This is a genomic window from Promicromonospora panici, from assembly GCF_900608595.1.
GTDB classification, from domain to species: Bacteria; Actinomycetota; Actinomycetes; order Actinomycetales; family Cellulomonadaceae; genus Promicromonospora; species Promicromonospora panici.
The window spans coordinates 1-22,044 of record NZ_UWYY01000009.1 but is presented as its reverse complement, the minus strand read 5'-3'; the positions used below and the strand labels follow the sequence as shown (position 1 = coordinate 22,044).

The window sequence follows — 22,044 nt, the reverse complement described above, 5'->3', positions numbered from 1 at the left end:
CACCGTCGCTCACCACATCGCCACCTCGGCCCCCAGCTCCAGGCCGTCCTCGGTCGCCTGCGCCGACGAGATCGCCACCTGGCTCTCGCCCTCGGGGAACGTCACGCCGTCGGCGAGCTGGTCGAGCTGGGTGATGCCGAGCTGGTCGGCCAGGGCGGCGACCGGGAGGCTGAGCCCGGCGAACCGGACGGTGTCCGCCCGGAGCACCGCCCGGCCGCCCTCGGCCGCCACGGAGAGCAGCACGTCCACGGTCTCCTCGGTGCCGCCGACGGCCAGCGGCACCTGCGCGACCAGGCTCCCGGACTGGGGCGTGACCTCCAGCTCCGGCAGGTCCGTCGCCGCCCGTGCCGTGTTGGTGAGTGCCTCGGGTGTGACTCCGATCCGCAGCGTGGCCTGTCCGGTCGCCAGCTGCCAGAGCGCCGGGGTGTCGTCCCGCGCCACCGACACACCCGGCGGCAGGTTCGAGGCGGTGTTCTCGATCCGGTCGTCGATGACGCCCCGCAGCACCACCTCGCCGACCACACCGAGGACCAGCAGCCCGCCCACCACGGAGGCGACGGCGATGATCCAGCGACGGCGGGGACGGCGAGGTGTGCTCTCAGTCATGGCTGCCATTCGACATGACCGACATGACGGTTCGCTGAGTATCCCGTGATGAGCGCGGACAGTTCGGTCGGGTTACCCGGCGCTCAGTCGGTACGCGCCCACCCACGCACCGGCGTCCAGATCACGCGGCAGCGCGTTCGGCCCGACGCGGTGCTCGCGGGCCCACCGCCGGACATCGCTCCTCGCAAGGCCCTGCCGAGCCAGGACGGCGTGCACGCCACGGCCGCGCCCGTTGAACACGGCGGCGGCGAACCGTTGGTAGTGCCGCCGCTGGGCCGGCGGCAGCAGCGGCTCCGGACGGCGGTCGATCACAAGCAGCCCGGCGTCGACGCTCGGCCGCGGCCGGAACGCCCCGGCGGGGATGCGCCGGTCCAGGCGCGGCGAGAACCACGGCCACCACTGGGCGGTCAGGAGGGTCGTGCCACCGACGGCGGCGCGCTTGCGCGCGACCTCCCACTGCGTGACGAGCACGGCGCGCTGCCAGCCGTCCAGGGTGAACAGGCGCCGCAGCACCGGCGTCGTCAGGTGGAAGGGCACGTTGCACACGAGGTCGTAGGCGTCGGACGGCGGCGCGTGGCGCAGGATGTCGCCCCGCGTCACCGTGACGTTGCCCGGCACGACCCGGCCCAGCCGGCCGACCGAGCGCGGGTCGATCTCGACCGCCTCGACCGGACGGCCCAGGCGCGACATCGGCACGGTCAGGGCGCCGCGCCCGGCGGCCCACTCGACCAGGGGCCGGTCGGCGCCACGGACGAGGTCGACCACCCGGTCGATGACCTGTCTGTCGACCAGGAGGTTCTGGCCCAGCTCGTGCGCGCCGCCCGGGTATTCCGGACGGGAGTGCTGCGGGACGCCGTCGGCGGGCGCGGGGTGTGCGGACGTACGGGAGGAACGGTTGCGCGGCATGGTGTGCTCCGGAGGTCGTCGGTACTCGAGTCCGGGCAGCACGAACGCGCCGCCCGGTGGTAGCCGGCGGCGCGGGGCACGCGCTGGGTGTCAGTGTGCGTTCCGCGCCGCTAGCGGGCGGAACGCTCTCTGATCATCGTGTTCATGGTCATGGCGCTCATCACGGCCGACCCTACGAGCGGCCCGCGACGGGAGGCCAAGTTTTTTCGAGGCGGCTTGACACGGCGATCCGGCGATGGTCGTATTACGCCACTGTTAACGCTCACATTTCGCGAGGTCAACGTGCAAAGAAGCACTCGTCGTTCCCGCCTGCCTGTTCGCGCGGTCGCCACAGGCGCCGTCGTGGCACTGCTCGGAAGCCTGATTCCGTTCCTACCGGCCAGCGCTGCGGCGCCTGTCGCGACCGCCTCGGCAGACGTCACCGACGGGCTACTGCTGAAGTACGACCTCACGCAGACCTCGGGCACCACGGTGACCGACAGCTCCGGCAACAGCCGGAACGGGACTCTCGTGGGCGGCGCCACCTGGACCGGGTCCGAGCTGTCCCTCGACGGCGTCGACGACCACGTCAAGCTGCCGGACAACCTGACGGCCGGGCTGTCGTCGATCACCGTGTCCACCGACGTGTTCGTTGCCCCGGACCAGGCGACGCCGTTCTTCATCTGGGGCCTGGGCAACACCGCGACATCGGGCTCAGGCACCGGCTACCTCTTCGCGAGCGGCAACGCGTTCCGGGCCGGGATCACCACGACGAACTGGGCAGGGGAGAAGGTGACGGCGAAGTCGCCGAGCGGCAACCTCGAGCGCGGCGTCTGGAAGACGGTCACCTACACCCAGACGGGCACCACCGGCACCCTCTACGAGGACGGCGTCCAGGTCGGTCAGAACACCGCGGTGTCCGTGCTGCCGAGCCAGGTCGGCGGTGGCGTCACCACGAACAACCTGCTCGGCGAGTCGAGCTACGCCGCTGACAACGCCCTCAAGGGGAAGCTGCGCAACTTCCGGGTCTACGACCGCGCGCTCAGCGCTGACGAGGTCTCGACGCTGGCACAGACCGCCCCGCCCGCCACGGACGACCAGTCGCAGGCCGACGCCGCGGCCGCCGCGCTGAGCATCGTGCACGCCGACGACGTCCGGGGGCACCTCACCCTCCCGGCGTCCGGCCTGCACGGCGCGTCGGTCACCTGGGCGTCGTCCGACCCCGCCGTGGTCGCCACCGACGGCATCGTCCAGCGGCCCGCGCACGGCGCGGGGGACACCCAGGTCACCCTGACCGCCACCGCCGAGGTCGGCGGCGCGACCGCCACTCGCGAGATCGTCCTGACCGTGCGCGAGCAGCCCGCCGCCGCGCCGTACGAGGGCTACGCGTTCAGCTACTTCACCGGCAACTCGATCGCCGGCGAGAAGATCTACTTCGCGGCGAGCCGCGGCAACGACGCCTTGACGTGGGACGAGCTGAACAACGGGCAGCCGACGATCGAGTCGACCGAGGGCACCCTCGGCCTGCGCGACCCGTTCCTGATCCGCTCGCCCGAGGGTGACCGCTTCTTCCTGATCGCCACGGACCTCTCGATCGGCCGCAACGGCAACTGGGACGTCGCGCAGCGGCAGGGCAGCAAGTACCTGGAGATCTGGGAGTCCACGGACCTGATCAACTGGTCGCAGCAGCGGCACGTGAAGGTCTCGCCCGACACCGCTGGCAACACCTGGGCGCCCGAGGCGTACTGGGACGAGTCGCTCCAGCAGTACGTCGTCTTCTGGGCCTCGAAGCTGTACGCCGAGGACGACCCGAACCACACCGGCAGCGCCTACAACCGGATGCTCTACGCGACCACCCGCGACTTCGTCACGTTCAGCGAGGCCAAGATCTGGCAGGACCGCGGCGAGTCGCGGATCGACTCCACGGTCATCAAGGAGAACGACACCTACTACCGCTTCACCAAGGACGAGGGCGGCGGCGGCACCGGCTGCTCCGACATCATCCAGGAGAAGTCGCCGACGCTGACCGCCGTCGACCTGCCCGGCAACCCCTCGTGGGAGTACATGGCCGGCTGCATCGGCCGCGACGCCGGTACCTCGGCCGTCGAGGGGCCCACGGTCTTCAAGGCCAACCCGGGTGACACCTCGGGCTCGCCGTTCTACCTGTTCGTCGACGAGTACGGAGGCCGCGGCTACATCCCGCTCGGCACCGACGACCTGGAGAACCCGGCCTGGCAGGTGGCGCCCGACTACGACCTGCCCGCCAGCCCGCGCCACGGCACCGTCATCCCGGTCACCGCGGCCGAGCTCGCGGCGCTGCGCGAGGGCATCGTGATCCCGGACCCGGTCACGCCGGTCGTGGCCGACGAGAACGGCCTGGTCGCGCAGTACGACCTCGACGAGACCACCGGAACCGCCGCGGAGGACAGCACCGGCCACGGGTACGACGGCGTCGTCAGCGGCGACGCCACCTGGGCCGACGGCGCGCTGAACCTCGGCGGCACCAACGGTCACGTCAAGCTGCCCGACAACATGATGGCCGGCCTCGACGCGATCACGGTCTCGACGAAGGTGTGGCTGGACCCCGCCCAGGCGACGCCGTACTTCATCTGGGGGCTGGGCAACACGGACGGCGGCGGCACCGGCAACGGCTACTTGTTCACCACCGGCAACAACTACCGGTCCTCGATCGCCACCGGCAACTGGTCCACGGAGCAGACCGTGGCCTCGGGCTCGGCACTGCCGCGCGGTGCCTGGAAGACGCTCACCTACACGCTCCAGGGCGGCACCGCCACGCTCTACCTCGACGGCGTCAAGGTCGGCGAGAAGACCGGCGTCACCATCAAGCCCGGCGCCATCGGCGACGGCCGGACGACCGCCAACTACATCGGCCGTTCCGTCTACACCGCCGACAAGTACCTCAAGGGCAAGGTGCGCGACTTCCGGATCTACAACCGTGCGCTGTCGGCGGACGAGGTCCGGGAGCTCGGGGCGGACCCGACCGCCATCACCGGCGTGGACCTCGCGAGCCTCAAGGTCCCGGCGGTCATCGACGCCGCGTCGTCGACGGTGACGCTGCCGGTGACGCCCGGTACGGACCTGACGGCGCTGGAGCCCGCCTTCCAGGTCGTCTCGACGTCGACGGTCTCACCCGATGTCACGGGCCCGATCGACCTGTCGACGCCGAAGACGTTCACGGTCACCGCGCAGGACGGCGCCACCCGGGACTGGACGGTGCGCGCCGTCGAGATGCGGTCGCCGTCACTGCCGGGCCTGTACGCCGACCCGAACATCGTGAAGTTCGGCGACTTCTACTACATCTACGCCACGACGGACGGCGTCGCGGGCTGGGGCGGCAAGGACTTCTACGTCTGGAAGTCGACGAACCTGGCCGACTGGGAGCGTTCGGAGGAGCCGTTCCTGACCCTCGACGGCGCGAACGGCGACGTGCCGTGGGCGAGCGGCAATGCCTGGGCGCCCACCATCATCGAGCGGGGTGGCAAGTACTACTTCTACTTCTCCGGCCACAACCCGACGTACAACCGCAAGACGCTCGGCGTCGCCGTCGCGGACAGCCCCGAGGGCCCGTTCACCGCGCAGCCGACGGCGATGATCCTCAACAACGAGGCGATCACCTCGGGTCAGGCGATCGACCCGGCGGCGTTCCAGGACCCTGAGACCGGCAAGTACTACCTGTTCTGGGGCAACGGCGGGCCGTCGAACGGGCCGGTCTACGCCGAGCTCAGCGACGACATGCTGTCGATCAAGCAGGACACGCTCAAGCGGATCGGCGGCCTGACCGACTTCCGTGAGGGAACGTTCCTGAACTACCGCGACGGGCTCTACCACCTGACCTACTCGATCGACGACACCGGTTCGGCCAACTATCGGGTCGGCTACGCCACGTCCACCAGCGTCGACGGGCCGTGGACCTACCGCGGCGTCATCCTGGAGAAGGACCCGTCCCAGGGGATCCTCGGGACCGGGCACAGCTCGATAGTCCAGGTGCCGGGGACCGACGAGTGGTACATCGCGTACCACCGGTTCGGGATGCCGGGCGGCGACGGGACGCACCGGGAGACCACCATCGACCGGCTGACGTTCAACGAGGACGGCACCATGAAGAAGGTCGTGCCGACCCTCACGAGCGTCGACCCGCTGCCCTACGACGGTGTCCAGCCGACGGCACTGCGGACGCCGAAGGCCCTGGGCCGGACCGTCGACGGCGCGACGCTGACCGCTACGCCCGGCACCTGGGACAAGGACGACCTGACATTCACCTACCAGTGGCTGCGGGACGGCGAGCCGGTCGACGGTGCGACCCGCCAGACGCTCCGGCTGACGGGCGCCGACGTCGGGCACCGCCTGTCCGTCCGGGTGACGGCGGCGCGGCCGGGCGCGTTCCCGGGTACGGCGGACTCGGCGGCCACGGCAAAGGTGACATCCAGAAGCTGACGGCTTGGTTGTGGGCGTGACCGTTGCGACTATGCGCCCGCTCTAGGCGCCACGGTCCCGCCCACAACCAAAGAGTCAGCGGGCGGCCAGGCCTGTCTCCCAGGCCCAGGCTGCTATCTCCACGCGATTACGGAGGCCTAGCTTGGCCTGGATCGCGGCGACGTGACCCTTGACGGTGCTGAGCGAGATGAACATCTCGGCGCCGATCTCCAGGTTGGTCCGCCCCTGCGCGATGGCGCGGACCACCTCGGTCTCCCGCTCCGAGAGCGGCTGGGCGGCGGGTTCGCTGCCCGGACGCTTCGGTCGTCCGTTCTCGCCGAAGCGGCCCGGCAGCCCGGGAGCGCCGGACGTCGTCAGATGCCGCAGCAGCCGCACCGTGACCGACGGCGAGACCAGGGCGTCGCCCGCGTGCGCCGCCCGGACCGCCTCGACGAGCAGCGCGGGCCCGGCGTCCTTGAGGATGAAGCCGACGGCGCCGCCGCGCAGCGCGCCGTAGACGTACTCGTCGACGTCGAACGTCGTCACGACGACGACCCGGAGCGGGTCCGCGACGTCGGGCCCCGCGAGCGTCCGGGTGACCGCTATGCCGTCCAGGCGCGGCATCCGGATGTCCACCAGGCACACGTCCGGCCGCAGACGGCGGGCGAGTGCGACGGCCTCGGCGCCGTCGGACGCCTCCGGCAACCAGGTGGCCGGCAGCAGCACGAGCAGCCCGGCGATGCCGTAGACCGCGAGGATGTCCCCCGGCCAGAGCAGGAGATGGTGGGCGACACCGATCGCGAGGAGGACCGCCAGGCGGCGCGCGAGGACCACGCGGGGCCGCGGGGTGCGGGTCGCAGCGGACTCCAGGATGAGCGAGAAACCGATGCCGAAGAGGAACGAGAGGATCGGGAAGAACCGGTGGTCCACGAGCAGGTGGAGCAGGTCGGGCCCGCCGGTTGTCGGGCCGACGACGCCGGCGGCGCCGTCCGAGATCGCGCTGCTGGCGATAGGGACGATGTTGGCCAGCGTGATACCGCACAGCGCGAAGCCGCGGATGACGTCGAGGGAGACGACGCGGGCTCGCGACGGTTCTCGGGATGTGGTCGTGACGGGGGTCGGTTCGACGGAGCATCGGGACATGCGCCCATCGTCGTAACCCTGGTGCGAGTGCGGTACCGGCCAAAAGTACCTTTCCCCTCCACCGTTGGCTGTGGGCGGGATCGTTGCGACTATGCGCCCGCTTTAGGCGCAACGATCCCGCCCACAACCAAGCAGGGGGTTACTCGTTGCGGAGGTTGCCCGGGCGGGTCAGGTGCCACAGGAGGGGGAGGCCCGCCGCCGTCGTCAGCAGGACCACGAGTGCCGCCGCGCCCGACGTCGCGCCCACACCCGCCCAGTCGAACGTGAGCGGTGCCTCGACCGCCGTCTGCAGCGCCAGGGCCAGGCCCGAACCCGTCAGCACCGCCAGAGCCAGCCCGAGTACGACGGGGATGGCGACCTGGAACAGCACCGAACCGCTCAGCGTCCGCCGGCGCGTCCCGAACGCGACGAGCACCGCGAGGAGCTGGCGTCGCTCCCGGAGCTGCTCGATGACGTTGACCAGCATGCTCGCCCCGATCATCACCAGCAGCGCGACAGTCCCGACCAGGAGCACCTGCCGGATGTCGCCCAGCGCCGCGGTGCTCTGCGCGATCGGCGACGCATACGCCCGCGGGTCGACCTCGCCGGCCGCCGTGCGCAGGTGCTCCAGGGCGTCCGGCACGGCCGGGTCGAGCGCGGCGTACGCCGTGACCGACTCCGGTTCGAGCTTGATCCCGCCCAGGGCCGCGGGCGTGACCAGGATCCGCGCGGGAGCCCCGCCCATGGCGGCCACGCCGCCCTTCGGCGGCGCCACTGTCTCGGCCGACGCCGGGAGCGTCCACAGCGTGCCGTCACCCGTGCCGTCACCCGTGCCCTCACCCGAGCCGTCGGCCAGCACGTACGAGCTGCCGGCCGCGGGCACCGCGGTGCCGTCCGGCGCGACGACAAACGTATCGCCGTCGGCGCACGCACCGAGCTGTGCCTCCTGGGCCAGCACCTCGCAGGTTCCGGACTCGACGAGGATCTCGCCGCCGGACGCCGGCCCGTCCCCGGCCCCGGCCCCGCCCTCGGCACCGGGATCCGGCCACACCCATACCGACGTCAGCGTCCCCACCGCCTCGACCCCCTCGGCCTGCGACAGCTCGCGCACCCAGACCTCGTCGGCCTCGGCCCCCGGGTAGATGTCCAGCACGCTCGCCTGGAACCTGCTGGTATCGGCCTGCGACTCGGCGCTCAGCGCCCCGATCGCCCCGACCAGCCCCTGTAGCGCGATCAGCCCGGCGACCGACACCGCGATCCCGGAGACCGCCCGCACCGCCGTCTCGCTGTCGAGCTGCAGCCGACGCACCGCGAGGTCCCACGCGACACCGCCGCCGTGCAGCCGCCGCACCGCCGCCTCCACCAGCCACGGCAGGATCAGCGCCACCCCCACCAGCAGGAACACCAGGCCCGCCACGATCATGACCTGGTTCCCCAGGGAGTCGTCCAGGCCGGTGACCAGCGGGTGCAGCAGCGCGACACCCAGCACGGGGAACACCGGCCGCCACCAGAACCGCCGACGGCGCTCGCTGCCGCGCCGGACCACGCCGAGCGGCTCGACCAGCACCTGCCGCAGCGCCGAGAGCGTGACCAGCACCGTCGTCACGGGCACCAGCACCACGACCAGGACCGCAAGGGTCGGCAGGGGGCGGAAGTCGCCCGGGTAGAAGCTCATGTTCCCGGGCACGACGTAGCCCGCCACCTGCCCGGCCACCACGTACAGCACCGCCCCGACCGCCAGCCCGAGCAAGGTGCCCGCCAGGGTCTCGCCGGCGGCGATCCGGCGCGTCATCCCGACGTCGGCCCCGACCAGCCGCAGCGCGGCGAGCCGGCGGTCCCGGTTCTCGCTGCCGAACCGCACTGCCGTGCTGACGAAGATCGCGACCGGGAGCAGCAGCACCACCATGCCCACCAGGGCGAGCAGCATGAGAACGACGTCGACACCCTCCTCGTACGTCTCCGCGCCGCCGAACGACTGGATCCGGTTCGCGGTGCCGGCAGTGAGCCGGTCGGTGCCCAGGTAGAAGGTGAGCTCGCCGGGACCGGCGAGACCCTCCTCGCCGATCGTGCCCACCACTCGGTCGCCCCAGCGTCCCTGGAGGGCCGCGCCGTCGTCCGAAGCGAGCAGCCGGTCCAGCGCAGGGGAGACGATCACCTCGCCCGGTGCGGGCTGCCGGCTGACGCCGGGCGGCAGCGGGGCGCCGTCACCCTCGGGCTGGAGCATGCGCCCGTTGACCGCCTGGTCGTGGAACACCGACCGGATCTCGGTGGTGAGCAGGGTCGGTGAGCTCAGGCTGAGCGGCTGCTGCGACTCCACGGAGCGGTCGGCGGCCCGGTCGGCGCGGGCCTCCAGCACCGCCGGGATGCTGGCCGCGACGACCAGCATCGTCACGCCCAGCCCGACGCCGACGGCGATCATGGTGAGGCGCGCCCAGCCGGACCTGCCGCCGCCCACGCTCAGGCGCATGCCGAGGGCGAGGTCGGCGGCCCATCGCGTCATCGGGCGTACTCCCTGGTCCGCACCCGGCCGTCGCGCACGACTGCCTCGTGGTCGGAGTAGGCCGCGACGCGCGGCTCGTGGGTGACGAGCACGACGGCGGCCGCGGTCTCCCGGGCGGCCGCGACGAAGAGCTGCATGACCCGCTCGCCGTTCAGGGTGTCCAGGGCGCCGGTCGGCTCGTCGGCGAAGACGACCCGGGGCCGGGTCACGAGCGCGCGGGCGACGGCGACCCGCTGCTCCTGTCCGCCCGACGCCTGCCCGGGGCGCTTGTGTGCGACGTCGGACACCTCGAGCCGTTCCAGCCAGGCCGCCGCGCTGCGCTGGGCCGCGCGGCGGCTCGCGCCGCCCAGCCGCAGCGGGAGGGCGACGTTCTCGAGGCAGGTGAGCTCCGGGACGAGCTGGCCGAACTGGAAGACGAACCCGAACTCGCTGCGCCGCAGGGCGCTGCGCTCGTCGTCGTGCATGGCGGTCAGGTCGCGCCCGGCGTAGGTCACGCGGCCCTGGTCGGGATGGAGGATGCCGGCCAGGCAGTGCAGCAGGGTGGACTTGCCGGACCCGGACGGGCCCATGAGCGCCAGCACCTCGCCGGCGTGCACCTCGACGGACGCGGAGTCCAGCGCCGTGGCGGTGCCGAAGCTGAGGTGCAGGTTCTCGGCGGTGAGCAGTGGTTCGGGGGCCATGAGGTCTCCTGGGGTGAGGGTCGTGCTCGGCCAGTGCGGACGGTCGACGCGCTAGGCGCGGACCTGGGCGGCGAGCTGCTGGATGCGCGCGGCGGTGACCTCGAGCCAGCGCAGGTCGGCCTCCAGATGGAACAGGGCGTGGTCGCAGATGAGCTGGTCCGCCAGGTCCCCGCCGTCCCTGCGGCGCGTGAGCTCGCGCATGAGGCGCAGGTGCTCCGCGCGCTGGGCGTCGAGCACGTCGGCGGCGTCGTGCCCCGTGAGCAGGGCGAGCACCACCTTCGTGTAGAGGGTGCTCTGCAGGTACGGCTCGGGCTTCTCGGGCTGGGCGAGCCAGCCGGCGACGTCGGACACGCCGGCGTCGGTGATCGCGTACTTCTTGCGCTCGGGGCCCGCGCCGGGCTCGGACTCGACCTCGACGAGGCCGTTCCTCAGCAGCCGGGCGAGCGTCGAGTAGACCTGCCCGTAGGCCAGCGGCCGGTCCTGCCCGAAGCGCTCGTCGTACGACCGCTTCAGGTCATACCCATGACGCGGGCCGCCCTCAAGCAAACCCAGCAACGCGTGTCCCACACTCATGCCCAGCACTATACACACGATGTATACGTCCAGAGAATACTCTGTTGAGTGCTGGACATTCGCCCTCTTGAGGGGTGTTGGGGGGTGAAAATCCGGCACTCAGCGAATGGGCGGGCGGGGAGAGGGCGTGGGTGGCGGGGTAGAGTTGGGCGCTGGTGAACGCAGACAGGGGTGGGTTGTTGCAGCACGAACAGATCGGTGAGTCTCGGTGACGATCATTGCCTCCGACGCCCGTCCGGTAGCGGTCGAGGCGGCGCGTCGCCGCAGCATCGCCGTCATCTCGCACCCCGACGCCGGTAAGTCGACGCTGACCGAGGCCCTCGCGCTGCACGCCCACGCCATCGAGGAGGCGGGGGCGGTGCACGGCAAGGGCAACCGCGCCGGCGTCGTGTCCGACTGGCTCGAGATGGAGCAGAAGCGCGGCATCTCGATCACCTCCGCCGCTCTGCAGTTCGCCTACGGCGACGTCGTGATCAATCTGCTGGACACTCCTGGTCACGCCGACTTCTCCGAGGACACCTACCGGGTGCTGACCGCCGTCGATGCCGCCGTCATGCTGCTCGACTCGGCGAAGGGCCTGGAGCCGCAGACGCTCAAGCTGTTCGAGGTGTGCCGCCGCCGTGGAGTGCCGGTCATCACGTTCGTCAACAAGTGGGACCGGCCCGGGCGCGAGGCGCTCGAGCTGTGCGACGAGCTCGAGGAACGCATCAACCTGCGCCCGACGCCGCTCACCTGGCCGATCGGCGAGGCCGGCCGGTTCCTGGGGCTGCTCGACCGTGCGAACGGCGAGGTCCGCACCTACCGCCGCGCCCCGGGCGGCGCTTCGATCGCCGAGGAGAGCGTGCTCTCCCCGCAGGCCGCGGCCGACGCCCTCGGCGACGACCACACCGAGGCCGTCGAGAGCGTGCAGCTCCTGGAGCCGGTCGACCGCGCCTCCTTCCTCGCGGGCACGACGACGCCGATGCTGTTCGGCGCGGCGCTGGCCAACATCGGCGTCCGCCAGCTGCTCGACGCCGTCGTCGACCTCGCCCCCGCACCGGCCGCGCGGCCCGACGTCGACGACGGCGAGCGCGAGGTCACGCAGCCGTTCAGCGGTTTCGTGTTCAAGATGCAGGCCGGTATGGACCCGAACCACCGCGACCACGTCGCGTTCATCCGCGTGTGCTCCGGCCGCTTCGAGCGCGGCATGGTGGTCACGCACGAGCGGACGGGCCGGCCGTTCGCCACCAAGTACGCCCTGTCGGTCTTCGGCCGGGAACGGGCGACCGTCGAGGACGCCTACCCGGGCGACGTGGTGGGCCTGGTCAACGCCAGCACGCTCGCCGTCGGCGACACGGTGTTCGACTCCTCCGGGCCGAAGGTGCGCTTCCCGCCGATGCCGGTGTTCGCACCGGAGCACTTCGCCGCCGCGCGCGTGGCCGACCCGGGCCGCTCCAAGCAGTTCCGCAAGGGCATCGCCCAGCTGGAGCAGGAGGGCGTCGTCCAGGTCCTGGTGTCCGAGGTGCGCGGCGACGGCAACCCGATCCTCGCCGCCGTCGGCCCGCTGCAGTTCGAGGTGGCGAGCTTCCGGATGGAGCACGAGTTCTCCGCGCCGATCCGGATGGAGACGCTCGGGCTCTCGCTGGCCCGCGAGGCGGCGCCGGAGCACATCGACATCATCGCCGGCTACCCGGGCGTCGAGGTCGTGCGCCGCGGCGACGGGACCCCGCTGGTCCTGCTGCGCGACGTCTGGCACGCGCGGGCGTTCGAGCGCGCGCACCCCGACGTCCCGCTGATCCCGCTGGTCGCCAGCGGCGTCTGAGCCCGACACTCCGGCCAGGAGCGCGGGTTCGCGGGGGAGCGAGGATTACGGTCTGGGCATGACGTCGCCCAGCTCGTCCGAGGCCGGTGGGGCCGGCTCCGGCGTGCCGACCGGTCCCGATCAGCCGACGACCGACGAGCCGGTCCCGCCGCCCGGCGCGCCCGACTCCCCGCGCCCGCCGCGCTGGCTGTCCCGGGCGCTGTTCATGGCCGTGGTGGCGGTGTTCGTCGCCATCTTCGCGTGGAACGCGATGGGGAAGCTGGAGGGGCTCTTCGTCAACGTGCTCATCGCGGTCTTCATCGCGCTGGCCCTAGAACCGGGCACGGTCTGGCTGGTGCGGCAGGGGTGGCGTCGCGGGCTGGCCGCCGCGGTCACGCTGCTCGGGTCGCTCGTCGTGGTGATCGTGCTGATGGCGCTGTTCGGCAACCTGTTCGTGCAGCAGCTCGTCGAGCTCGCGCAGTCGGTCCCCCGGCTCTACGAGGGCTTGCAGGGCTTTGTCGTCGAGCGCTTCGGGATCGAGATCCCCGAGTCCGAGAACCTCCTGCGGCAGGCGTTCGACCGGTTCGGCGAGGACGTCGCGTCCGGGGCGCTGCTGGTGGGGACGACGGTGGTGGGCGGGCTGCTCGCTACCCTCACGATCCTGCTGGTCTCCTACTACCTGCTCGCGGCGGGGCCCCGGTTCCGGGCCGCCGTCTGCGGCTGGCTGACGCCGGCCCGGCAGCAGGAGATGCTGCACCTGTGGGAGGTCACGCAGGGCAAGGTGTCCGACTACATCGGCTCCCGCGTGGTCCTCGCCGCCGTCTCGACGGTGGTCACCTTTGCGTTCCTCGCGATCCTGCAGACGCCGTACGCGGTGCCGCTCGCCGTCTTCGTCGGGGTGGTGTCGCAGTTCGTGCCGACGATCGGCGCCTACCTCGGTGGTGCCCTGCCCACCATGGTGGCGCTGACGGCGCAGGGCTGGCCGCAGGCGCTGGGCGTGCTCGCCTTCGTGATCGCCTACCAGCAGTTCGAGAACCTGTACCTGGCCCCCAAGGTGTCGGCCCGGGCGCTGGAGATGAACGCGGCCGTGAGCCTGCTGGTGGTCCTGGCGTTCGGCGCGGTGTTCGGGGTGCTCGGCGCGTTCCTGGCGCTGCCCGTCGCCGCGACGATCCAGGCGGTGGCGACCACCTACTTCCGGCGGCACGAGCTGATCGAGTCGCACATGCTGCGGGACCCGGACGCCTCGACCTAGGCGCAGCCCGCCGTAGAATTGCGCCCGGCGCGCCGCCGGTCTGCGGTGGTTCGGCGCCCAACTCTTTGTCTTCGTACGCAGTGTCGCGTGCTCAGTCCTGTCCGACCGGACCGGGTCTCGCGGCCTCGGTCCGCGGGGCGCGCGCCCCAGAGCCCGAAGGAAACACTGCGTGTCACGCACTCCTGTCGACCTGCCCGATCCTGCCCCGGCGCCGGTCCCTGTGACCGGCGCCCCCGAGGCGACGACCTCGGGCTCGTTCCGGGCGGCGTTCAGCTCGGTCCGCACTCTCCGCACCGAGGTCCTCGCGGGCCTCGTCGTGGCGCTGGCCCTGATCCCGGAGGCGATCGCCTTCTCGCTCATCGCGGGTGTCGATCCCCGGATCGGGCTCTTCGCGTCGTTCACGATGGCCGTGACCATCTCGTTCCTCGGCGGACGCCCCGCCATGATCTCCGCCGCGACGGGCGCGATCGCGCTGGTCATCGCCCCGGTGGTGCGGGACCACGGGCTCGACTACCTGATCGCGACGGTCATTCTCGGCGGCATCATCCAGGTGGCCCTCGGCGTGCTCGGCGTCGCGAAGATCATGCGATTCATCCCCCGGTCGGTCATGGTCGGTTTTGTCAACGCGCTGGCGATCCTCATCTTCCTGTCCCAGGTGCCGCACCTGATCGACGTGCCGTGGATCGTCTATCCGCTCGTCGCCGTCGGCATCGTCATCATGGTGCTGCTGCCTCGGTGGACCAAGGTGGTTCCGGCCCCGCTGGTCGCGATCGTGCTGCTGACCGCCGCGGTCGTCGTCGCGGGGATCAACGTGCCGACCGTCGGCGACGAGGGCGCGCTGCCCGAGTCGCTGCCGAGCCTGCTGTTCCCGAACGTCCCGCTGAACCTCGATACGCTGCAGATCATCGCGCCCTACGCCCTGGCGATGGCGCTGGTCGGCATCCTGGAGTCGCTGCTGACCGCCAAGCTGGTCGACGACGTCACCGACACCCACTCGAACAAGACCCGCGAGTCCTGGGGCCAGGGCGTGGCCAACATCGTCACCGGGTTCTTCGGCGGCATGGGCGGCTGCGCCATGATCGGCCAGACGATGATCAACGTGAAGGCCTCCGGCGCACGCACGCGGCTGTCGACGTTCCTGGCCGGCGTGTTCCTGCTCATCCTCGTGGTGGGTCTCGGCGACGTGGTCGCGATCATGCCGATGGCGGCGCTGGTGGCCGTGATGATCATGGTCTCGGTCGGCACCTTCGACTGGCACTCGATCCGCCCGGCCACCCTGCGGCGCATGCCCAAGTCCGAGACCACCGTCATGGTCGCGACGGTGGTCGTCACCGTGGCCACGCACAACCTCGCCTACGGCGTGATCGTCGGCGTGCTGGTCGCGATGGTGCTGTTCGCCAACCGGGTCGCCCACTTCACCTCGGTCAAGCGCCTGGACACCTCGGACGCCGACGACCGGCGGGTGTACGCGGTCGACGGCGAGCTGTTCTTCGCCTCGTCCAACGACCTCGTCTACCAGTTCGACTATGCGGGCGACCCGAAGAACATCGTGATCGACATGACGAACGCCCACATCTGGGACGCCTCGACCGTCGCCACGCTGGACGCCATCACGACCAAGTACGTGGCCAAGGGCAAGACCGTGACGATCATCGGGATGAATGACGACTCCGCCGCGCGCCACGAGCGGCTCGCCGGAAACCTCGGCGCCGGTCACTGATCGCGGCTGGTGCCTGACGGCGATGTCCGTCAGGCACCCGTCGCGCCCAGCCGACGAGGTGGCACCTGCTCGATGCGGGTCCAGCCCTTCCAGCCGCGCTCCTCCAGGAGGGCGATGACCCGCCTGCCGCCCGGTGACGCGGCTGGCAGCGCGTCCAACAGGTCCACGAAGGGCTGGTCCCGGTCGTCGTCCCCCGTCTCGCCCAGCTGGCCCGCCTCGGCGGCCCGCCACACGATCCTCTCCATGACGTCGACGATCTCGACGATCCGCGGATCGTCGGCGGGCCAGTGGATGGCCTCGTTGATCAGCTTGTAGAGCAGCACCGTGTCGGGGTCGTCCAGCTCCCGGTGCTTCATCGCGATGATGTCGTCGATCTCGTCCGGTGCGTGCGCGGCCACCATGATCCAGCCGTCCCGCTCGAGCGCGATGTACTCCTCGTCGACGCCGAGACCTCGTAGCCGGTCGAGATAGTCCAGGACGCTCCGCGGGAGCGCCAGACTCTCTCCGTCGGCGAGCCTGGCGATCCGCTTGCGGTTCTCTCGCAGCCGGCGCATCTCCGCGCGCAGCCCTCTGTCGATCTCCTTGATGCTTCGGGCGAACTCGTCCGGGGCGGCATCGAGCAGCTCCTGCACTCTGGCCAGCGGAACTCCGGCGTCGGCCAGGGTGTGGATCCGGATCAGCCGCACGAGCGCGGCGGCGTCGTACGACCGGTAGCCGGAGCGGTCGCGCTCCGGCTCCGGAAGCAGCCCGATCTGGTGATAGTGCCGTACCGCCCGCACCGTCACCCCGGCATACGACGCCACCTGGCTGATCGTCAGCATGCTGCCCAGCGTGCCCTACGAGATCTTGCGACGGTAGGCGGCCATCGCGAAGAAGTACGTGACCACGAGGATGCCGACGCACCAGCCCAGGGCGACCCAGATGTCGGTGCCCACGGGCTGCTCGGCGAGGAGGGCGCGAATCGTGTCGACGATCGACGTCACCGGCTGGTTCTCGGCGAACCAGCGCACCGGGCCGGGCATGGTCTCCGTGGGCACGAAGGCCGAGCTGAGGAACGGCAGGAAGATGAGCGGGTAGGAGAAGGCGCTCGCGCCGTCGACAGACTTCGCCGTGAGTCCGGGGATGACGGCGAGCCAGGTCAGGGCCAGTGTGAACAGAACCAGGATGCCCGCCACGCCGAGCCAGTCCAGGATGCCCGCGCCGGAGCGGAAGCCCATCAGGAGCGCCACCAGGACGACGACGGCCAGCGAGACGAGGTTGGCGACCAGCGACGTCAGCACGTGCGCCCACAGGACCGACGAGCGAGCGATCGGCATGGACTGGAAGCGCTCGAAGATGCCGCCCTGCATGTCCATGAACAGCCGGAACGCTGTGTAGGCGATGCCGGACGCGATGGTGATGAGCAGGATGCCCGGCAGCAGATAGTCGACGTAGCTGTTCGTGCCGGTCTCGATCGCGCCGCCGAAGACGTAGACGAACATCAGCATCATCGCGATCGGCGTGACCGCCGTGGTGAGGATCGTGTCCATGCTGCGCATGATGTGGGTCAGGGAGCGTCCCAGCAGGACGCCGGTGTCGCTGAAGAAATGCTTGGTCATCGCTGGTCCTCGCTGTTCTGTGCCGATGCTGCGGGCGTGCCGGCCTCGCGATGCGGGCCGGTGGCCTCGCCGTCCGGGCCGGCGCCGTTCTCGCCGACGACGGCGAAGAAGACGTCCTCCAGGGAAGGCTGCTTCTCGACGTACTCGATCTTGGCGGGCGGCAGGAGGGCCTTGAGCTCGGCCAGGGTGCCGTTGACGATGATCCGGCCCTGGTGCAGGATCGCGATCCGGTCGGCGAGCTGCTCCGCCTCGTCCAGGTACTGGGTGGTCAGCAGCACCGTGGTGCCGCCCTGGGCGAGGTTCTTGACGGTCTGCCACACCTCGATGCGGGCCTCGGGGTCGAGCCCCGTCGTCGGCACGTCGAGGAAGATGACCGGCGGGTTGCCGATCAGGCTCATGGCGATGTCGAGGCGGCGCCGCATGCCGCCGGAGTAGGTGGCGGCCTTGCGGCCGCCGGCGTCGGTCAGGGAGAAGCGGGCCAGGAGGTCGTCGGCGATCTTGCCGGGGTTGGTCAGGTGGCGCAGCTTCGCGACCAGGATCAGGTTCTCGCGTCCGGTCAGGACTTCGTCGACGGCGGCGAACTGCCCGGTGAGGCTGATCGACTCGCGTACGTCGGCGGCCTGGGTGGCGACGTCGTACCCGTTGACGCTCGCGGTGCCGGCGTCGGCCTTCAGGAGGGTGGACAGGATCTTGATGGCGGTGGTCTTGCCTGCGCCGTTGGAGCCGAGCAGCGCGAAGATGCTGCCGCTCGCGACCTCGAAGTCCACGCCCTTCAGGACGTGCAGGTCCCTGTACGACTTCTCGATGTTCCGGACCCGGATCGCGGGCACTCCCGTGCCTGCTCCGGGACCCGCTCCGGTGTCCGTATGAGTGTTCATGCGACGAGGATGACGGGTTGACCCTGCGTCAGGGTCAAGCCTGATCCGACCGGCGTCGCCTTGGAACAACCACGGCCGCTCACCGGGTTGGCCAGGAGGAGAGGTCCAGCGCCGTTCCGGGCATGCCCCGCGGCGTGTTTCCGCAGCGAGAGGTGGTCAGGATGCCCGACATCGCGCAGAGAGCTCTGGTGATCCCGCCGGGGACGGCGCAGCCCGGGCAGACCCGGGTTCGCGCGTACAGCGCGGGCGAGCTCGTGGCCGACGCCGACCCGCCACTGCTGGTCTGGGAGAACCCCCACTTTCCCCGGTACTTCTTCGCGCGTGACGACCTGAAGGCCGAGCTGCGGCCGGCGGGGCAGGGGCGGGTGTCGAAGTCGCTCGGGATCAGCGAGGTGTTCGACGTCGTCGTCGGCGACCGCATGCTGGAAGGCGCCGCCCGCCGCTATCCCGAGGCGCCGGCCGAGCGCCTGCGGGGCTCGTTCACGCTCACGTGGTCCGCCTTCGACACGTGGCTCGAGGAGGACGAGGTGCTGCACACCCACACGCGCAGCCCGTACGTGCGCATCGACGCGCTGCCGTCGAGCCGGCACATCCGCGTGGTGGCCGGGGGCGAGGTCGTCGCCGAGTCGCGCCGGCCGGTCGTCCTGACGGAGACCGGGCTCGGGCCCCGGTACTACCTGCCGCGGACCGACGTGCGGATGGATCTGCTGACGCCTACCGATACCGTGACTCGCTGCCCGTACAAGGGGTCGGCGTCCTACTGGACGCTCGACGTCGGTGACCTGGAGCTGACCGACGTGGTCTGGGTGTACGAGACCCCGCTGCGTGAGGCGATGCGCGTCGCCGGGCTGGTGTGCTTCTGGCCGGAGAAGAGTGCCGACCTGGAGCTTTACGTCGACGGCGTGCGGGTCGGGCGGCCGTAGGGGCAGGTGACGGGATCCGGGGTACGGGAGTGGCGAATCCCCGGGCTCGGCAGCGCGAATCCAGAGGTCGGTGATCGTCCTTACCTTTCCCTTACGGAGCTGTCGTCAGGGGCGTGCGCCCTGTACGGGGCCGGATCGGTGAGCGATCGTTGCGGTAACGGGCACTTTCCGGGTGCCATGCAGCCCTGGATGGAGTGATGTTGCCGTGATGCGTACTCGAGGAGCGCTGGCCGCGTTCGTGGCGGCCGGTTCGTTGCTCCTGGCCGGTTGCGCGGCCGGCGAGAGCCCGCAGCCGGGGGACGACGTCGTCGCCACCGAGCCGGGCTCGGCTGCGTCCGACACCGCCGAGCCGGACGCCGGCTCGGCCGGGTCGTCGGAGTCGGTGCTGACGTTCACCTCGACCACCATCGATGGCGAGGAGTTCGCCGCCGCGGACCTGGCGGGCAAGCCCACCGTGTTCTGGTTCTGGGCGCCGTGGTGCCCCACGTGCGTCTCCCAGTCCCCGCAGGTGCTCGACCTCGCCGAGCAGCACGGCGACGACGTGAACGTGGTCGGTGTCGCGGGGCTCGACGAGCTCGCGGCGATGGAGGACTTCATCGAGAAGACCGACACCGACGGCCTCACGCATCTGAACGACGAGTCCGGTGAGGTCTGGCGGCACTTCGGGATCACGGCGCAGAGCACGTTCGCCGTCGTCGACGAGAACGGTGTGGTCACGGACACCGGGTACCTGGAGCCGGACGAGCTGTCCGCCCGGGTCGCCGAGCTGGCCGGCTGAGGCATGGACGGACTGCCGCTCGGGCTGGCGCTGGTCGCCGGGATGGTCGCCGTCGTGAACCCGTGCGGGTTCGCGATGCTGCCGGCCTACGCGTCCATGCTGGTGATGGGCAAGGACTCGCCGGGCAGGGCCGTCGCCATCCGGCGGGCGCTGGCCTTCGCTCTGGCCATGACGGTCGGGTTCACCGCCGTGTTCGGGCTGTTCGGGCTGCTGCTTACGCTCGTCTCCAGCGTCGGCGCGGTCCAGCGGTACCTGCCCTGGTTCACCGTCGTGCTCGGGGTGCTGCTGTTCGGGCTCGGCGTCTGGCTCCTGGCCGGACGAGATCTACCCGGGCTGCGGATCTCCGGCGTGAAGCGGCCGACGCTGACCCGGTCGGCGTCGTCGATGGCGATGTTCGGCGTCGCCTACGCGACCGCCTCGCTCAGCTGCACCATCGCGCCGTTCCTCGCGACTGTGGTGGCGAGCTTCCGGGCCGGTACGGTGGGCGGCGGCCTGGCCGTGTTCGGCGCCTACGCCCTGGGCATGGGCCTGGTGATCGTCGCGGTATCGCTGGCAGTGGCGCTGGCGCAGACGGCGGTGGTGGCCTGGCTGCGGGAGGCCGGCCGGATCGTCCCGCGACTGGGCGGCGGCCTGCTCGTCATCGCGGGCGCGTACGTGGCGTACTACGGCTGGTACGACATCCGCGTGCTGCGCGACGGCGCGCTGGACGACCCGGTCATCGGGGCGGGGGAGAGCGTCCGGCGCTGGCTGGTCGACGGCGTGGCGCTGCTCGGCGTCGGCGGCATGGTGGCTCTGGTCGGCGCGCTGCTGGCGCTGAGTGCGGGGCTGACGTGGTGGCTGCGTCGCAGGCGAAGGGACGACGTTGTCGACGTCGGCCGCGATATTCAATCCGGGACGTGACCGTTGACCGACTACCGCCGCTGCTCGATCGAGTGGGGCTGTCTCGACAGCCGCACCCGCTGAACGCAGCCGGGTAGGGAACAAGGTCCACCCGTCTTGGGCTCGGGGTGCAGGACTACCGGATCATCGATCGTCGTGACGTGCGCCGGGTGGAGCGCTGGCCCGACGGGCTGGGCTCCGCCGTGCCGCTGGTACCAGACTCGGACCGGGGCGCTCATGTCGTCAGATCCTAGGGTCGGCCAGCCGGGGGCTGCCCTCGCTTCAGCAGGCCTTGATTCAGCAGGCTCGGGGAGAGCCGTAACCCCCGACGTTATGGCTTTGCCCAAGCCTGCTGAACATGTGTCAGTTCGCTGACGCCTTGGTCTGGAGGTTTCAGGTCCGGTCTGAGGACCTCGGTAGCGTCTCGGTGGTGCCCCGAAGAGTTATCCACAGATCTCAAATACGCCCTGCAGGACGTACGAATGTTCGAGACAATGGAGGCAGTGAACAACGGGTAGTGGATGACGGGCGGGGGTGGGGGCCGGTGGAGTCGATGAACAACGCGACGCGTGGTGGTCTGCCTCCCGCGGCGTCGGTGGAGGAAGCGGTGGCCCGGATCGAGGCCGCCGTGGGTGACCTGGCCGACTTGACCGCTCCGGAGGTGCTGGATGGGTGGGGTGCGCCGGCCGTGTCCCGGCTGGCTGACGCGCACACCCGTATCCGTCGGTTGACCGGTCGCCTGGACGGGGTGCGGTACACGTTGTTGCCGCGGATCGAGGCCGAGGGTTCCTGGCGTTCGGGTGGCATGGCCCGGACGTTTAAGACCTGGCTGCGGCTGCGTGAGGGGGTCTCGGCGTCCACGGTGGGCAAGGACCTGACCATCGCACACCGCCTGGACACCGCGCTGCCGGTGACCCGGGAACGGCTGGTCGCCGGTGTGCTCGGCGCAGACCACGCCCGGGTGATGACGGAGGTCGCGCCGACCAGCGAGACTCGCACGGACGCGTTGGGGTGGTTGATCGATACCCGCACCGGGGAGACGACCACGCCGGAGCTGTTCGTGCAGACCGTCGCCGTGGACTTCCCCGACCCCGCCGACGACCCGGACGGGACCCGGACGCGCGAGCTGATCACGGGGGTGCTGGAGGGTGCGGTCGCGGACGGGACCCTGGCCACCGGAGAAGGCGTGGTACTACGCGAGGCCCGGTTGTTGGACGCGGACCGGTTCCGGAGGGTGGCTAAGGCGTTCGCGTCGGTGACCGACCCGGATACCGACGATCGTGAGGACGACAAGGCCGCTCAGGGCGAGTTCCTGGATCTGGCCAAGACGTTCGGCGGCTACCACGTGGCAGGGTTCCTGACCGATGAGCACGGCCTGCTGGTGCAGACCGCGATCACCGCCGTCATGGGCGCACCCGCAGTGGACGACACCAGGG

Annotated in this window: 16 protein-coding genes and 1 pseudogene; 8 read left to right on the top strand and 9 right to left on the bottom strand. The window is 70.9% G+C overall.

What is annotated here, in order from left to right:
* Positions 1–9: 9 nt before the first annotated feature.
* Together EW117_RS11660 and erm are read right to left on the bottom strand one after the other, a co-directional pair.
* Complete coding sequence (locus EW117_RS11660) at positions 10–606, bottom strand: hypothetical protein (RefSeq protein WP_129786883.1); 597 nt, start codon at positions 604–606, stop codon at positions 10–12.
* 72 nt (positions 607–678) lie between these two features.
* Complete coding sequence (gene erm, locus EW117_RS11655; RefSeq protein ID WP_129786881.1) at positions 679–1,512, bottom strand: 23S ribosomal RNA methyltransferase Erm; 834 nt, start codon at positions 1,510–1,512, stop codon at positions 679–681.
* A gap of 342 nt (positions 1,513–1,854) precedes the next feature.
* Here erm and EW117_RS11650 point away from each other — a divergent pair, with 342 nt between their 5' ends.
* Positions 1,855–5,946: a family 43 glycosylhydrolase gene (locus tag EW117_RS11650; protein WP_242504242.1), complete on the top strand. Its 4,092-nt coding sequence runs from the start codon at positions 1,855–1,857 to the stop codon at positions 5,944–5,946.
* A gap of 75 nt (positions 5,947–6,021) precedes the next feature.
* Here EW117_RS11650 and EW117_RS30785 read toward each other — a convergent pair whose 3' ends face one another.
* From EW117_RS30785 to EW117_RS11630, 4 genes are all read right to left on the bottom strand, one after another.
* Positions 6,022–6,666, bottom strand: a complete 645-nt coding sequence (locus tag EW117_RS30785; RefSeq protein WP_242504260.1) for a LuxR C-terminal-related transcriptional regulator — start codon at positions 6,664–6,666, stop codon at positions 6,022–6,024.
* Positions 6,667–7,207: 541 nt separating this feature from the next.
* Positions 7,208–9,547 (bottom strand): ABC transporter permease, encoded by a 2,340-nt coding sequence (locus EW117_RS11640; protein WP_129786879.1) that lies wholly within the window; start codon positions 9,545–9,547, stop codon positions 7,208–7,210.
* Complete coding sequence (locus tag EW117_RS11635) at positions 9,544–10,227, bottom strand: ABC transporter ATP-binding protein (protein WP_129786877.1); 684 nt, start codon at positions 10,225–10,227, stop codon at positions 9,544–9,546. Before EW117_RS11635 ends, EW117_RS11640 begins: the two co-directional genes overlap by 4 nt.
* Before the next feature lie 51 nt (positions 10,228–10,278).
* Complete coding sequence (locus EW117_RS11630) at positions 10,279–10,800, bottom strand: PadR family transcriptional regulator (RefSeq protein ID WP_129786875.1); 522 nt, start codon at positions 10,798–10,800, stop codon at positions 10,279–10,281.
* A 208-nt stretch (positions 10,801–11,008) separates the two neighbouring features.
* Between EW117_RS11630 and EW117_RS11625 the strand changes: the two genes are divergently transcribed.
* The 3 genes from EW117_RS11625 to EW117_RS11615 all read left to right on the top strand — a co-directional run bounded on the left by EW117_RS11625 (position 11,009) and on the right by EW117_RS11615 (position 15,552).
* On the top strand, positions 11,009–12,601 hold the full coding sequence (locus EW117_RS11625) for a peptide chain release factor 3 (RefSeq protein ID WP_129786873.1): 1,593 nt from the start codon (positions 11,009–11,011) through the stop codon (positions 12,599–12,601).
* Between the two features lie 58 nt (positions 12,602–12,659).
* On the top strand, positions 12,660–13,832 hold the full coding sequence (locus EW117_RS11620) for an AI-2E family transporter (RefSeq protein ID WP_242504241.1): 1,173 nt from the start codon (positions 12,660–12,662) through the stop codon (positions 13,830–13,832).
* Positions 13,833–14,001: 169 nt separating this feature from the next.
* Positions 14,002–15,552, top strand: coding sequence for a SulP family inorganic anion transporter (locus EW117_RS11615; RefSeq protein ID WP_242504240.1), 1,551 nt, complete (start codon positions 14,002–14,004; stop codon positions 15,550–15,552).
* A 29-nt stretch (positions 15,553–15,581) separates the two neighbouring features.
* Here the strand turns inward: EW117_RS11615 and EW117_RS11610 are convergent, their stop codons facing one another.
* The 3 genes from EW117_RS11610 to EW117_RS11600 are packed head-to-tail and all read right to left on the bottom strand — an operon-like array spanning position 15,582 to position 18,028.
* Positions 15,582–16,373: a MerR family transcriptional regulator gene (locus EW117_RS11610; protein WP_129786871.1), complete on the bottom strand. Its 792-nt coding sequence runs from the start codon at positions 16,371–16,373 to the stop codon at positions 15,582–15,584.
* 15 nt (positions 16,374–16,388) lie between these two features.
* A complete protein-coding gene (locus tag EW117_RS11605) occupies positions 16,389–17,150 on the bottom strand; it encodes an ABC transporter permease (protein WP_129786869.1) in 762 nt (253 codons plus the stop codon).
* A complete protein-coding gene (locus tag EW117_RS11600; RefSeq protein ID WP_129786867.1) occupies positions 17,147–18,028 on the bottom strand; it encodes an ABC transporter ATP-binding protein in 882 nt (293 codons plus the stop codon). Before EW117_RS11600 ends, EW117_RS11605 begins: the two co-directional genes overlap by 4 nt.
* 161 nt (positions 18,029–18,189) lie before the next feature.
* Between EW117_RS11600 and EW117_RS11595 the strand changes: the two genes are divergently transcribed.
* From EW117_RS11595 to EW117_RS11580, 4 genes and pseudogenes are all read left to right on the top strand, one after another.
* On the top strand, positions 18,190–18,951 hold the full coding sequence (locus EW117_RS11595) for a DUF427 domain-containing protein (protein WP_165362660.1): 762 nt from the start codon (positions 18,190–18,192) through the stop codon (positions 18,949–18,951).
* 208 nt (positions 18,952–19,159) lie between these two features.
* Entirely contained in the window at positions 19,160–19,729 is a 570-nt protein-coding gene (locus tag EW117_RS11590) for a redoxin family protein (RefSeq protein WP_129786863.1), read from the top strand.
* Positions 19,730–19,732: 3 nt separating this feature from the next.
* On the top strand, positions 19,733–20,629 hold the full coding sequence (locus EW117_RS11585) for a cytochrome c biogenesis CcdA family protein (RefSeq protein ID WP_129786861.1): 897 nt from the start codon (positions 19,733–19,735) through the stop codon (positions 20,627–20,629).
* A gap of 532 nt (positions 20,630–21,161) precedes the next feature.
* Positions 21,162–22,044: pseudogene (locus tag EW117_RS11580) on the top strand (DUF222 domain-containing protein); the annotation flags it as partial.